The organism is Labedella endophytica, from assembly GCF_003990045.1.
Lineage (GTDB): Bacteria > Actinomycetota > Actinomycetes > Actinomycetales > Microbacteriaceae > Labedella > Labedella endophytica.
The window spans coordinates 433,752-447,307 of record NZ_RZGZ01000002.1 but is presented as its reverse complement, the minus strand read 5'-3'; the positions used below and the strand labels follow the sequence as shown (position 1 = coordinate 447,307).

At 70.1% G+C, this 13,556-nt stretch carries 14 protein-coding genes; 9 read left to right on the top strand and 5 right to left on the bottom strand.

From position 1 onward, the window contains the following. Positions 1–22: 22 nt before the first annotated feature. From ELQ94_RS05650 to ELQ94_RS05630, 5 genes are read left to right on the top strand one after another with little or no spacing between them, the layout of a single operon-like run. A complete protein-coding gene (locus tag ELQ94_RS05650) occupies positions 23–682 on the top strand; it encodes a biotin transporter BioY (protein ID WP_127048066.1) in 660 nt (219 codons plus the stop codon). Beyond that, complete coding sequence (locus ELQ94_RS05645; protein ID WP_127048064.1) at positions 679–1,770, top strand: AMP-binding enzyme; 1,092 nt, start codon at positions 679–681, stop codon at positions 1,768–1,770. The genes ELQ94_RS05650 and ELQ94_RS05645 overlap by 4 nt, the downstream gene beginning before the upstream one ends. Next, the gene (locus ELQ94_RS05640) at positions 1,760–2,884 is read left to right on the top strand and encodes a thiolase family protein (protein ID WP_127048062.1); all 1,125 of its coding nucleotides are present in this window, start codon (positions 1,760–1,762) and stop codon (positions 2,882–2,884) included. The genes ELQ94_RS05645 and ELQ94_RS05640 overlap by 11 nt, the downstream gene beginning before the upstream one ends. Then, positions 2,881–3,564 (top strand): energy-coupling factor ABC transporter ATP-binding protein, encoded by a 684-nt coding sequence (locus ELQ94_RS05635; RefSeq protein WP_243696884.1) that lies wholly within the window; start codon positions 2,881–2,883, stop codon positions 3,562–3,564. Before ELQ94_RS05640 ends, ELQ94_RS05635 begins: the two co-directional genes overlap by 4 nt. Next, complete coding sequence (locus tag ELQ94_RS05630) at positions 3,558–4,169, top strand: CbiQ family ECF transporter T component (RefSeq protein ID WP_127048060.1); 612 nt, start codon at positions 3,558–3,560, stop codon at positions 4,167–4,169. Before ELQ94_RS05635 ends, ELQ94_RS05630 begins: the two co-directional genes overlap by 7 nt. 48 nt (positions 4,170–4,217) lie before the next feature. On the opposite strand, the gene ELQ94_RS05625 is transcribed toward ELQ94_RS05630, so the two are convergent. Both ELQ94_RS05625 and ELQ94_RS05620 read right to left on the bottom strand, forming a co-directional pair. Next, entirely contained in the window at positions 4,218–5,519 is a 1,302-nt protein-coding gene (locus ELQ94_RS05625; protein ID WP_127048058.1) for a cytochrome P450, read from the bottom strand. 85 nt (positions 5,520–5,604) lie between these two features. Then, complete coding sequence (locus ELQ94_RS05620; protein ID WP_127048056.1) at positions 5,605–6,384, bottom strand: SDR family NAD(P)-dependent oxidoreductase; 780 nt, start codon at positions 6,382–6,384, stop codon at positions 5,605–5,607. 119 nt (positions 6,385–6,503) lie between these two features. Here ELQ94_RS05620 and ELQ94_RS05615 point away from each other — a divergent pair, with 119 nt between their 5' ends. Continuing rightward, positions 6,504–7,223 (top strand): SDR family oxidoreductase, encoded by a 720-nt coding sequence (locus ELQ94_RS05615; RefSeq protein ID WP_127048054.1) that lies wholly within the window; start codon positions 6,504–6,506, stop codon positions 7,221–7,223. Between the two features lie 7 nt (positions 7,224–7,230). Here ELQ94_RS05615 and ELQ94_RS05610 read toward each other — a convergent pair whose 3' ends face one another. The 3 genes from ELQ94_RS05610 to ELQ94_RS05600 form a co-directional block, all read right to left on the bottom strand. Then, the gene (locus tag ELQ94_RS05610) at positions 7,231–7,659 is read right to left on the bottom strand and encodes a hypothetical protein (protein ID WP_127048052.1); all 429 of its coding nucleotides are present in this window, start codon (positions 7,657–7,659) and stop codon (positions 7,231–7,233) included. Positions 7,660–7,816: 157 nt separating this feature from the next. Beyond that, the gene (locus ELQ94_RS05605) at positions 7,817–8,845 is read right to left on the bottom strand and encodes a LacI family DNA-binding transcriptional regulator (RefSeq protein WP_243696883.1); all 1,029 of its coding nucleotides are present in this window, start codon (positions 8,843–8,845) and stop codon (positions 7,817–7,819) included. Positions 8,846–8,915: 70 nt separating this feature from the next. Continuing rightward, positions 8,916–10,166, bottom strand: coding sequence for a Gfo/Idh/MocA family protein (locus ELQ94_RS05600; RefSeq protein WP_127048048.1), 1,251 nt, complete (start codon positions 10,164–10,166; stop codon positions 8,916–8,918). 203 nt (positions 10,167–10,369) lie between these two features. Between ELQ94_RS05600 and ELQ94_RS05595 the strand changes: the two genes are divergently transcribed. Genes ELQ94_RS05595 through ELQ94_RS05585 form a run of 3 tightly spaced genes read left to right on the top strand, consistent with a single transcriptional unit; the run spans position 10,370 to position 13,464 of the window. Continuing rightward, complete coding sequence (locus tag ELQ94_RS05595; protein WP_127048046.1) at positions 10,370–11,638, top strand: ABC transporter substrate-binding protein; 1,269 nt, start codon at positions 10,370–10,372, stop codon at positions 11,636–11,638. A 51-nt stretch (positions 11,639–11,689) separates the two neighbouring features. Then, on the top strand, positions 11,690–12,637 hold the full coding sequence (locus tag ELQ94_RS05590; protein ID WP_127048044.1) for a carbohydrate ABC transporter permease: 948 nt from the start codon (positions 11,690–11,692) through the stop codon (positions 12,635–12,637). Further along, positions 12,634–13,464 (top strand): carbohydrate ABC transporter permease, encoded by an 831-nt coding sequence (locus ELQ94_RS05585; protein WP_127048042.1) that lies wholly within the window; start codon positions 12,634–12,636, stop codon positions 13,462–13,464. Before ELQ94_RS05590 ends, ELQ94_RS05585 begins: the two co-directional genes overlap by 4 nt. Positions 13,465–13,556: the final 92 nt, after the last annotated feature.

The window sequence follows — 13,556 nt, the reverse complement described above, 5'->3', positions numbered from 1 at the left end:
CCTTGTTCGTGAGGAGATCTCCGTGACCGAAACCGCACCCGTCTCGACGCCGACACCCGCGACGACGCCGTCGCGCTTCCGTGCGCCCGATGCGACGGATCTCGCCCGCGTGGCCGTGTTCGCGGCAATCGTCGTGGTGCTCGGCCTTCCGGGCGGCTTCACGGTGTTCGGCGGGGTTCCGATCACCGCCCAGACGCTGGGTGTGATGCTCGCGGGCGCCGTCCTCGGGCCGTGGCTCGGCGCGCTGTCGATGGGCGTCGTGCTGGCGCTCACGGCCGCGGGCCTTCCGCTGCTGGCGGGGGGCCGAGGCGGTATCGGGGTGTTCCTCGGTCCCTCGGCGGGCTACGCCTTCGGCTTCGTGCTCGGTGCCATCGTCATCGGGCTGATCGTGCACGCCGGGGGTCGCAAGCCCGTCATCTGGCGGACCGCGATCGGCATGGTCGTGGGCGGGATCGGCGCGATCTACGCTCTCGGCATCCCCATCCAGAGCATCGTGATGGGGCTGCCTCTTCCCGAGACCGCGCTGACCAGCCTGGTCTTCCTGCCGGGCGACCTCATCAAGGCCGTGATCGCGACCATCGTCGTGACGACTCTCCTCCGCGCCTACCCGCGGGCGTTCCGCCGGGTGTGGGCGCCGAAGCGCGTCGCATCGGCCGAGGGCGACGCCACACGGTTGCCGTGATCGTCCTCGTCCGCGACGACACGGTGGACCTGCTCGCCCGGCTCCGCGAGATCCGGGAGGCGGGAGATGTCCCCCTGGTCGACGACTCCCGGTGGTCGGGCGCCTACCGCGCCGCCATCGCCGCGATGATCGCGGAGGCGGACCTGCCACGCGACGCCGCGTGGGCGTCCGTGACCTCGGGAAGCAGCGGCAGCCCGCGCGTCGTGCTGCGGAGCGCGGCGTCGTGGGAGGACTCGTTCGACACCGTCGGCGAGGTGCTCGGTGCCGGCGTGGGCGGCGGCGTGGCGCTCCCGGCGCCGCCGACGTCGTCGCTGACGTTGTTCTCCCTCGCCCACACGTTGGCGGGCGGGCCGGCCCCCGTCCTCGGGCCCGTCGCCGCCTCGGGGGCCGCGAGCCTGCACGGCACTCCGCAGGCACTGCGCGCCGTCCTCGACGCCGGCGTGCCGACGCCTCTGCGCGCAGCGCTCATCGGCGGCTCGCACCTCGACCCCGAGCTGCGCGAAAGAGCGGAGGCGGCGGGTATCCGGATGACCGCGTACTACGGCGCGGCCGAGCTGTCCTTCGTCGCCATCGATGAGGGTGATGGGCTGAGAGCGTTCCCCGGAGTGGAGCTCGACGTCCGCGACGGCGTTCTCTGGGTGCGCTCGCCCTTCATCGCGTCCGGGTACCTGGGCGCCGGCGGGCCGCTGCGCCAGGACGATGGCTGGGCCACCGTGGGCGATCGAGCCGAGCTCGTCGACGGCCGGCTGCGGCTCCTGGGTCGCGCGGACGACGCGATCCTGAGCGCGTCCGCGACGATCGTGCCAGAGGAGGTCGAGGCGGTCCTGCGCGGGATACCGGGTGTGCGCGACGCCGTCGTCTTCGGGTTGCCCCGGGAGCCGGTGGGTGCGCTCGTGGCGGCGTTCCTCGAGCTCGACGGGGACCTCCCGGAGGACGTCCGCGCACGCGTCGACGCACAACTCGCGCCGGCTCACCGCCCTCGGCAGTGGTTCACTGGGGTGATACCGCGTACCGCGTCCGGAAAGCCCGCGCGCGCCGACGTGGTCCGCCGAGTGCGTGCAGGAGAGGCCCACCGCCGTGCCATCTGAGCGAGACCCCGTGATCGTCGCCGCGCGGCGCACGCCGATCGGCACCCGCGGTCGCGCCTTGGCCGCGCTCGACGTGGGGCAGCTGAGCGCTCCGGTGATCCGGGTGGCGCTGGCCGATGCCGAATCCGCCACCGGATCACGGGTCGAGGTCGCTGACGTGCTGCTCGGGAACTGCATGGGTCCCGGCGGCAACCCCGGGAGGATCGCGGCCCTGGCAGCAGGGCTCGGCACCCACGTTCCCGGCGCGACCGTCGACCGTCAGTGCGGCAGCGGGCTCGCCGCCCTGCTCGACGCCGTCGCCGCGATCCGTGCCGGCGACGAGCGGGTCCGGGTGGCGGGCGGAGTCGAGAGCGCCTCGACCGCGCCGGTCCGGAGCGTCGGCGGCGTGCCCTACGAGCGAGCCCCCTTCGCGCCCGACGGATTCCCCGACCCCGACATGACGCGCGCCGCGCAGGACCTCGCGGCGCTCGACGGCATCGGTCGGGAGCGGCAGGACGCGCACGCCGCGCGCAGTCATGCGCGGGCTCGAGCCGCGCTCGACTCCGGCCGATTCGACGCCGAGCTTGTTCCGCTGGCGGGGCTCCGAGCGGACGACGCGATCGGGGGAGCGGGGGCTCTGCTCCATCGCCTCCCACCGCTGTTTCCCGGCGGAACACTCACCGCGGGCACCTCGACGCGCATCGGGGACGGAGCGGCGGCGCTCGTCGTCGCCCCGGCCGGCACGGGTTCGGGACTCGCGGTGCGTGCGTCGGCCGTCGTCGGCTGCGATCCGGCGCTGCCGGGCATCGGCGCGGCTCCCGCGATCCAGGCGGCTCTGCGTGCGGCGGGCGTGACGACGGCCGAGGTGGCCGCCTTCGAGATCGTGGAGGCCTTCGCAGCGCAGAGCCTCGCGGTCCTCGACCGGATCGGGATCGGTGACGACGATCCGCGTGTCTGCGCCGACGGCGGCGCGCTCGCCATCGGACACCCGTGGGGCGCGAGCGGCGCGGTCGCCGTGGTGCGTCTGTTCAGCCGACTCGTGCGGGCCGGGGCTTCCGCTGGGACCCTCGGTGTCGCCGCCGCGTCGGTGGGCGGCGGGATGGGAATCGCCGTCGTCGTGGAGGTGGTCCGGTGACCATCCACCTCGAATCGGTGAACGTGCGCCTCGGCGACGTCGACGTGCTGCGCGAGGTCTCCATGGAACTCGACGTGCGCACCGTGGCCGTAATCGGGGAGAACGGCTCGGGGAAGTCCACCTTCGCGCGCCTGCTCGGCGGGCTCGTGAAACGCACCTCCGGCTCCGTGAGCGTGCTCGGCGTGGATCCCGACCGCCAGGCGGCGGAGTTGCGCCGCCGCGTCGCGGTGGTGTTCAGCAACCCTGACGCGCAGATCATCATGCCCACCGTGGCCGAGGACGTGGCGTTCTCTCTGCGAAGCGAGAAGCTTGCGCGCGCCGAACGCGACGATCGTGTGGAGGCGGCCCTCGCGCGATTCGGTCTCTCGGAGCTCGCGACGCGATCGTCGCACGACCTCTCGGGCGGCCAGAAGCAGCTCCTCGCCCTGTGCGGTGCGTTCGTGCGGCGGCCCGAGCTCGTCATCGCGGACGAGCCGACCGCGTACCTCGATGCGCGGAACGCCCGGCGCGTGGCCGACCACCTGTTCGAAGAGACCGGCCACCGACTGGTCCTCGTGACCCACGATCTCGCCCTCGCCGCGCGATGCGACGCGGCCGTGCTCTTCGCCGCGGGCCGGTTCACGTCGGTCGGCGACCCGGCCTCGGTCATCGCCGAGTACGAGGCGCTCCTGCGATGCTGACCCTCTACCGCCCGGGCACGGGTTGGCTCCACCGGATGCCGGCCGGCCCCAAGACGGTGATGCTGCTCGCCCTCACCCTCGGAGTCTTCCTGCTCCCGCCGGTGTGGTGGTCGGCCGGCGTCGCTGCGGCCGCGAGCGTCGTCGCCTACGCCGCCGCACAGCTTCACGACGGGGCCCTCGGCATGAGAGACCTCGGCCGCCAGCTGTTCGCGCTCCGCTGGATCCTCCTCGTCATGCTCGTCAGCCAGCTGCTCTTCCTCGGCCCCGAACCGGCCGTGGCCAACGCGACCCGGGTCACCTCGGGCCTCCTGCTCGCCGCACTCCTCACCCTCACGACTCCCACCACCGCGCTCCTCGAGGCCGTCGAGCGGGGACTCGGCCCGCTCCGCTACGTCAGGATCGACCCGCAGCGCATCGCGCTGCTGCTGACGATCACGCTCGGCACGGTACCCGTGCTGGCCCGGATCGCGACCGACGTGCGCGCGGCCCAGAAGGCCCGCGGCGCGCGCGCGAATCTGCGCACCTTCGTGGTGCCCTTCCTCGTGATCTCTCTCAAACACGCGGACGAACTCGGAGAGGCCCTCGCCTCCCGTGGCGTCCGGTGAACCGACGGAGAAGACTCCGCCGGATCCGATGGAGGCGCCTGTCCCCGCTCAGTGGAAAGGGCAGCGCGAGGGTGCGCCGGCGGGCCGGATCCGTCCTCCCGAACGCGGCTTCGTCGGCATACGCCGCCGGTTCACGTCGAGGCCCCGACCGCTGATGCGGATGCGCGGATCGCTGAGGGACGCGATCGCGGCCGCGAGACCGGCGATAGCGAGCTTCTCGCCGGGGCAGCGGTGGCCGGTCGAGACGCCGCCGCCGCCGTGCGGGACGAACGTCGTGATCGCCTCGTAGTCGTCGATGCCGCGGAAGCGCTCCGGATCGAAGCTGTTCGGCTCGCTCCAGGACCGTTCGTCGGTGTCGGTTCCGAGGATGTCGAGCACCACGCGGCCGCCCTTCGGCACGCGCTCGCCGTCGAGTTCGACGTCGGTCGTCGCCCACGCCGGGAGCATCGGCACGAACGGCGCTGTGCGCCGGATCTCCTGCGCGAACATCGTGGCGATCGTACCGCCGACGAGAGACCCGCGCTCGTCGTTCTCCGCGGCGATCCGTTCCCGCCATTCCGGGCGATCGTGCAACTCCTTCGCCGCGAACGCGACGAATCGCGACACCGCGATCATGGGACGGAAGCTGTTCTGCAGTTCCACTCCGGCGAGGTGCGGGGCGAGGAGAGCGCCATCGGGCCCGCGGTGCCATGCCCACGCGTGCAGCGCCGTGCCGGGCTCGGGCTCGAGCGCCCCAGACCGTACGGCTTCGATGAGCCGTGCGGCGTGATGATCGGACCAGCGTCGGTTGCCGAGTGCGAGGAGGTATTCGGGGGAGTAGGGCACGCCGAAGCCGTCCACGATCTGCGCCTGCCGCTGCGCCCAGCGCTCGTGGGCGGCGCGGGTGCCGGGGATTCCCGCCCAGCCCATCACCGCACGGCCGAGCGCTGCGACCGCCGCCTGATAGGCGGATCGGTCGCCGCCGGCCGCCCAGGCCTCGAGTTCTGTTCGCCATTCCCGATCCAGGAGCGGCATCAGTCGGTCGACGTGCTCGTCGTCGTACAGCACGTCCACGAAGGTGGACTTGCGGTGCCGGTGCTCGTCGCCGTCCAGGCTGTGCACGGAACCGTGTCCGAAGAGCGACTCCTGGATGAACGCCGGCATCGCGCCGTGCCGTCGGATGCGCGACTCGTCGTAGAACAGCTCGACGCCCTCGGCACCGCGCACGAAGAGGGCGGGCCGGCCGAGGAGACGGAAGGGTACGGATCGCGCGCCGCGCTCCGTGCGCTGCCACAGTCGGGCACCGAGCCCGTAGCCGCGAGTGAGGAGCCCGATCGAATCGTCATGGAGGGGGAATCGCGAGTAGTCCATGCCCTCCACGGTGCCAGCGTGAACGGAGCATGCCGAGGGGAGGAGATTGCAGCGGTGCTGTGATAGGCGACGGGCCGTGCGGCCCTCACCTCCCGTGCGCGCGGCTCGGGATCTGCGTCGCGAGCTTGCCGCCCGACACGTCGAGCAGGGTCCCGGTGATGTAACCGGCCTGGTCGCTCGCAAGGAAGAGGAGCAGATTCGCGACGTCGTCGGGCGTCTCCCAGCGGCGGATCGACAGGGTGTCGAGGAGGCGGTCCTGAGCGTCCTGCGGCATCTCGGCGAAGCCGTTCATCGCCGTCGGCACCATGCCGGGGGCGTAGGCGTTGACGGTGATGTCCCAGGGCCCGAGCTCCGACGCGAGCACGCGCGTGAACTGCACGACTGCGGCCTTCGATGCGGCGTAGGCGGCGCTCCCGACGCTCGGGATGATCGCCGCGAACGACGCGGCGTTGAGGATGCGCCCACGACCCGCCTTCTGCATCACGGGGGCGACGGCCTGGCTCATGAGGAAGACGCCACCGACATTCACGTCCATGCATTTCCGCCAGCCGTCCCACGTGAGGTCGGCGACGGCTCCGTCGACATTGATGCCCGCGTTGTTGACGAGCACGTCGATCGTGCCGTGGCGCTCCACGATGGTCTCGACGGCCTGGGCGACAGAGGCGGGATCGGTGACGTCGCACGCGATCGCGTCGATTCTCCGGGATTCCATGTCGGTGCGGTCACCGTCCGAGAGCTCGGGCGCCGCGAGGTCGAGGGAGACGACGCGGGCGCCGTCGTCGGCGAACCGTTCGGCGATCGTCCGCCCGATTCCGCGGCCCGCTCCGGTGACGACGACGACGCGGTCGGTGAGGTCGAGATGCATGCGAGCTCCTTCGCTCCGGCCGCCGGATCGGTAGAAACGGCGTTCTCGGCATACTAGTCAGGGCGGCTACGGAGACCATCCGTGGCAAGCCGGCGGACGACGAGGTCGAGGAGTGCCCGATGAGCGAACGAGTGTTGTGGATCACCGGCGGAGGCAGCGGAATGGGGGCCGCCGTGGCCCGATCGGCCGCAGGATCGGGCTGGACCGTCGTGCTGAGCGGCCGTCGCGCTGAGCAGCTGACGGCTGTCAGCGACGAGATCTCGGACGCGGGCGGGCGGGCGGCGGTGCTCCCGCTCGACGTGCGCGACGGTGACGCCGTTCGGGAGGCCTCCGACACGATCCTCGCTGAGTACGGCCGCATCGACGGCCTCGTGCTCTCCGCCGGGCTCAACGCACCGAAGCGGCGCTGGGACGATCAATCGATGGAGGACTTCAGCGCGATCGTCGACACGAACCTGATGGCCGCGGTGGTCGTCATCGACGCGGCGCTCACGGCCCTGCGCGAATCGGGGGGTGTCGTCGTCGCGATCTCCTCGTACGCCGGCTGGTCGCACCAGCCGCGCGCGGGAGTCGCCTACTCGGCGAGCAAGACGGCCCTCGGTTCGGCGATCCGCGCGCTCAACGAGCAGGAGGCGACCCACGGTGTGCGCGCCTGCCACCTGTGCCCAGGCGACGTCGCGACCGACTTCCTCGATCAGCGGCCCGAGGTGCCGGACGCCGAGGCCCGCGCGGCGATGCTCACGCCCGCGGACGTCGGCGAGACCGTGCGCTTCGTGCTGGATGCCCCTCCGCACGTGCGCATCGACGAACTCGTCATCTCCCCGGTGCGCCGCGGTTGAGGACGGGTCAGCCGCGTCTGGAGCCGGAGACGAGGGGCTGGATGGTGGAGACGCACGCGAAGAAGATCGTGATCCCCGCCATGAGGAGGGCGAGCCACTTCGAGGGATCGTCGAGTCCGAAGGTGACGCCGTTGATCGCCGACCAGACCGCGGCGATCACTCCGACGATCCCCGCCACGACGAGCCACGTCGTCGACCCGCGGATGTGCGCGATCGCGGAGAGGACGAGCGCGGTCGTGTAGCTGAGCACCGCGGCAATCGTCACGCCTGCGGGGTAGGAGTAGGTGAGATTCGACGCCCGCCGCTTCCCTGGGAGGGCGAACTCCACCTGCGCGGAGAGGTCGCCCTTCGAGAGCACCAACGTGACGAGACCGAAGAAGACGAACAGACCCGCGATGGCGAGGATGACGTACCCGAGGCCGACGTACTTCTTCACTGCGTGGATTCCGTCACGGTCGTCATGCTAGCGCGGCGGCACGGGCCTGCTCGACCGAGCCCCCGTTCCGGAGCCGAGACGCTCTCGGGGACCGGGGCGGTCGCATGCCCCGCCTCTTACGGGCGCGACATCGAGCCCGAGGCGGTGAGGAGAGCGATCAGGCGGGACGGTGTACCCCGCACGATGCTCGAAGGACGAGCTCGCCGCGGAACATCCGGTGCCGTCGCTCATCCGGGGCCGTCCTGTCGAGGATCGCAGCGACGGACGCCTCCGCCATCTCCTCGATCGGCTGCCTCACCGAGGTGAGGGCCGGCCAGGAGTACTCGGCTTCCCAGGAACCGTCGAATGAGACAAGGGCGACATCGTCGGGGACGCTCACCCCTCGCTCGTGAAGGGCGCGCAGCACGCCGAGGGCGATGAGATCGGAGGCGGCGAAGACGGCTGCCGGGGGACGATCCATCGCGGCGATCTCGAGGCCGGCCGCATAGCCGCTCTGCCGGTTGTACTCGCTCGGAAGAGCAGGACCCCGTTCGACGCCGAGACGCTCGCAGGTCGCGAGCCAGCCGCGATACCGAGGTTCCCTCTCGTCGATCTCGCCGACGAAGGCGACCTGCCGATGCCCGTGGGCGATGAGGTGCTCCGTCGCCAGGACAGCACCACCGAGGAGGTCGGCCCCGATGCTGTCGACGCCGACCTGCTCGTGCACCGTGTTCAGCTGCAGCCAGGGGATGCCGATGCGATCGAGTACGTCGGGGTCGAGGGAACCCTCGCCAGGGACGACGAGCACGCCGTCGACCTGCCGGGTCGCGAAGTCATTGAGACGCGTGACGACGGACGTCTGGTCGGGAGGCGTCGGCGTCATGTAGAGGGCGTAGCCGCGGCGCCGGGCCGCGGCCTCGACCGCGTTCGCGAACTCGGTGAAGAAGGGGTTCTCGAAGACCGGGTCGGGACCGTCGGGCAGGATGAGGCCGAGGGTGTGGGCCGAGCCCGATTTCAGCGCGCGGGCGGCTTGGTTCGGCTGATAGCCCAGATCCGCGACGGCCTGGAGGACGCGCTCTGCCGTTGCGCGGGCGACCGGCGCGCCTCCGTTGAGGGTGTAGGTGACGACCGCGTCGCTCACGCCGGCGCGGCGGGCGACGTCAGCGCGGGTCGCCCGCCGTTGCGGTCCCGGAGCAGCCTCGCGCATCCCCATCCCTCCCACGTCGGCCCCAGTATCCCACGGGACCGACGCGGTACCGGCGGGCGGGATCGAGCGCTCAGGGGCGGCGCGCGGACGCATCGGCGAGGCCCGCGGACGGGAGGTCTGCCGGAGCGTCGCCGAAGTCCGGGATCACGATGCGTTCCCCGCCGCGCAGCGCCGACTCGTGAGCGATCTGGCCGGGGAGGGTGAACCGTGCCGCGACCCAGGCGTTGACGGTGGGCATCGTGCGGTCGTTCACTGCGCGGACGAAGTCGTCGACGAGGAGCTGGTGGGCGCCCTCGTGGCCGTTCGGCGCCACCTCGTACGACGCGGGCAGGCGCCCGATGAGGTCGTCATGCACGGGTGCATGTCCCGAGACGAAGGCCTCTCGCAGGGCGGGCGCGACGTCGGCGAGGAGCGGGTCGTCGAGAGACAGCGTGGGACGCGTGGCGATCTGATCGGACACGTCGGTGGCTCCTTCCTTGGTCTGCCAGATCGAGGTGGTCGCGAGTTGCTCGAAGCTGCCTTCGGTACCGAAGAAGGCGAACCGGCTCTCGCGGAGGTGAGACGGGTATCCGACGCGGCGGAACTCGTTGATGCGCATCGAGCCGCCGCCGGAGAGCTCGAACAAGGCTGTCGCGTTGGAGAAGTCGTTGCCGAACATGCTCACGTTCCGGTCGAACACGCCGTCCTCGAGTTCGTCGCGCACCCCGATGCAGCTCACACTCGTGGCGTGCGCGGGGAGAGCGCCGAGGACACCGCCGATCGAGTGTGTCGGATACCACATGGGCGGGTAGCTCGCGGTGGACCTCCAGTCGTCGCCGCCGCTGAAGCGGTAGGCGTCGTAGAAGCCGAGGTCCATGTCGTGCAGGTAGTCGCCCTCGGCGTAGAAGACGCGGCCGAGGCCGCCGTCCGCGAGCCGCTTCCGCGCGAACACCGTCGCCGGGTTGTAGTAGCTCGTCTCGCCCATCATGTAGGTGAGACCGGTGTCCTGGACCGCCTCGATGATGGCGCCGATCTCCGTCTGCGAGACCGCCATCGGTACGGCCGAATAGACATGCTTGCCGGCCCGGAGCGCCTGGACGACGAGGGGGCCGTGAGTCCAGCGCTGCGTGAAGATCGCGACGGCGTCGATGTCGTCGTCCTCCAGCATGGCCTCGAAGCTGTCGCGCGTCCCGGCGAGGCCGACGTCCCGGACGAGTTTCTCGGCGCGGCCCTCGATGACGTCGGTCGCATAGATGTCCGAGATACCCGGGTGCAACTGGAAGAGGGACGCGAAGTGGGCCGAGAACTGTCCGGCACCCACCATTCCGAGAGTGAAAGTCATGGTCGTGAATCCTCCGTGATCCGTTACGTCGCGCCGGTCGTCGATCGGCGTGGTCCATCGGAGTATCGCAGCCGGGTTTACCCGAGTCAACCAGCGTATTCTCGGGGATCACGAATGTGGACGTATGTCTTGCGTGAGCGAATTTACTCGGGTAACGTCCCCCGGAACCGCCACTCGGCGAACCGACACCGAAGGAATCGACGATGAAGTCACGCTCTTTGGCCGCGACCTTGGCAGCCTCCACCGCCCTCGTGCTCGCGGGCTCCCTCTCCGCCTGCAGCGGGGGATCCGGCACCGACGGGAAGGCGGTCCTCGAATTCCAGACGGCCCAATCCGTCGACTCGCCCGTCTACGCCCAGCTCGAAGCGATCACGGCCGCGTTCGAGGAGGAGAACCCGGACGTCGACATCGACCTCAAGACGGGGGCCGACGATTACGAACCGCAGATGAAAGTCCGCCTCGCTGCACGCAACGCTCCGGACATCTGGGCGACGCACGGATGGTCGCTCCTGCGCTACAGCCAGTTCCTTGCTCCCCTCCAGGACGAGCCGTGGGCCGAGAACTTCGACGACGTCCTCGAACCCGTCATGAAGAACGATTCCGGCGAGTTCTTCGCCCTGCCCGTGACGACCTCTGCGTCCGGCCTCATCTACAACAGGACCGTTCTCGAGGACGCCGGCGTGGACCCCGCAGGCCTCACCTCCTGGGATGCACTCGCCGATGCAGCCGAGGCCGTGAAGGCGAACGGGGTCGTGCCCTTCTCGCTCGCCGGATCGAAGGACGGTTCGGCCGGCAACCTCGTCGACTGGATCGCGCCCGGCGGCTTCACGGACGACGAACTCGCGAAGATGAGCGATGGGGAGTTCCAGGAGGACGCATACGCCGACCTGCTCGGCGTGCTCGCCGACATGAAGACGGACGGCTGGACCAACGTGGACTACACCTCCGCGACGGGAGACGACATGGCCAGGTCCCTCGCCGAGGGCACCTCGGCCTTCGCTCTCAGCACGAACGCGCTCGTCACCTTGGCCTGGACCTACAACCCCGACGCCGACCTCAGCTACATGCCCGTTCCGCCGCTCGACGGCGGCGACCCCTACCTGATCGGGGGTGAGGACACGGCCTTCGGCGTCGCGAAGGACGGCGACAACGTCGAGATCGCCAAGGAGTACCTCGCCTTCCTCGCGCAGCCGGAGAACGCGTCGGCTCTCGCCGCCGCCGTCGGCAACCCGCCAGGGCTCACGAACGCCGAACCGGATCTCGGTGCCCTCACGGACCCCTTCGAGCAGTACGTCGCGAGTGGGACCGTCCCGCTCGAGCCGTTCTTCGACCGCGTCTACCTGCCGAACGGAATGTGGGACAGCGTCGTGACGACCGCCGACGGCGTGCTCGCTGCGCAATCGACCCCTGCGGAGGGCGCCGCGAAGATGGCGGGCGACTTCGACACGTTGTTCTCACAGTCCTCCAACTAACCGATACGGCGGCCCGGTGACGGGCCGCCGTATCCTTCGACGGGTGAACTCATGACCACCGACGTTCTCGACACCGCCCCACCCCGAAGCGTGCCGCCAGCGGCCCCGCCGCCCCGCCGGCGCTCGGGTCGCTTCCGCGGCGCCAGCATCAACCTCCTGGCGCTTCCGGCTCTCCTCCTCTTCGCCGTCTTCACCATCTACCCGCTCATCAGCGGTGTCGCGATCTCCTTCTCCGACTGGGACGGGTACAGCGCCGACAGCAACCCCGTGGGCGGGGCCAACTACCTTCGTCTCTTCACGGACGACACGTTCCGCGCCGTGCTCATCACCACGTTCATCTACGGGATCGGGAGCACCGTGGTGCAGCAGGTGCTCGGTCTCGGGCTCGCCCTCGCGCTGGACGGGAAGCTCGCCGGCCGCGGGGTGGCTCGGGCCATCATCTACCTCCCCGTCCTCGTCTCTCCGATCGTGATGGGCACCTTCTACTACCTGCTCTTCCAGTACAACACCGGCGCCTTCAACGACGTGGTCGTCGCGTTCGGCGGGGAGCGGCAGGCGTGGCTCTCGACGCAGGGCGGAGGCGTCACGATCATCCTCGCGGTCAACTCGATCCAGTTCGTGGGCACCTCGATGATCATCTACCTGGCGGGGCTCCAGGGCATCGCACCCGAATACATCGAGGCAGCGATCCTCGACGGGGCGAATGCGGGGCAGCGCTTCCGGCACGTCGTGCTCCCGCTCCTGCAACCGGCTTTCGCGACGAGCGTCGTTCTCAACCTCATCGGCGGTCTCAAGCTCTTCGACGTCATCCAGGTGCTCACCGGCGGGGGACCCGGCACGTCTACGAGCTCGGTGTCGACCCTCATCGGCCGCACCTACTTCGATGCCCAATCGGCCGGATACTCCGCGGCCATGGGTGTCGCGCTCTTCTTCATCATCGCCGTGCTCACCATCCTCGCGAACGGAGCGCTCAACCGGCGCCGATTGGAGCAGCAGTGAACGCCGTCCTCTCCCGACGTGCCGTCGGCCTCGCCGTCGGGGCGTTCGTCCTTCTCGTGGTGGTCATTCAACTCCTGCCGTTCTACGTCGCCCTCACGACGTCGCTCAAGCCGAAGACCGATCTGTCGTCGCAGTGGTCGTTCCCGCTTTCGGAACCGTTCTGGGGCAACTTCGTCACCGCCGTCACCGATGGCGGGATCCTCCGGGCGATGGGCAACAGCGTGCTCGTCGCCTCGGTGTCGACCGTGCTCGTCTGCGTGATCGGCGCGTTCGCCGCCTACCCGCTCGCTCGCCGGCCGACCGCCTACAACCGGGGGATCCTGGCGATCAACGTCGGCCTCATGATGGTGCCGGCGCTCAGCATCCTCGTGCCGCTCTACAGCATGCTCGCCCAGATGGGGGCGCTCAACACCTACTGGGGTGTGATTCTCGTGATGGTCGCGACGAGCCTGCCGATCAGCATCTTCCTCTACGCCTCGTTCATGCGCTCGCTGCCGATCAGCGTCGAGGAGGCCGCGATGATCGACGGTGCCAACATCTTCCAGACACTGTGGCTCGTGGTCATCCCGATGCTGAAGCCGGTCACGGCCACGGTCGGCATCCTCACCGGCGTCGGCGTCTGGAACGAGTACGCCCTGTCGGGTTACATCCTCACCTCGCCGGAGACGCGGACGATCGCCCCGGCGATCGCCTCCTTCTTCTCGATGCAGTCGAGCAACCTCCCGGCGGCCGCCGCCGCCTCGCTGCTCGCGGTGATCCCCGTGGTGATCGCCTACCTGTTCCTCCAGAAGTACTTCGTGAGGGGACTCGTCGGCGCCGAGAAGTGACATCGACGACGGCCTCGTCGAGCACCACGACCCCCTATTGCCACACCCGATCGGGGGAGTAGGGTCCCGTCAACGTACTCGCGAGCACGGCC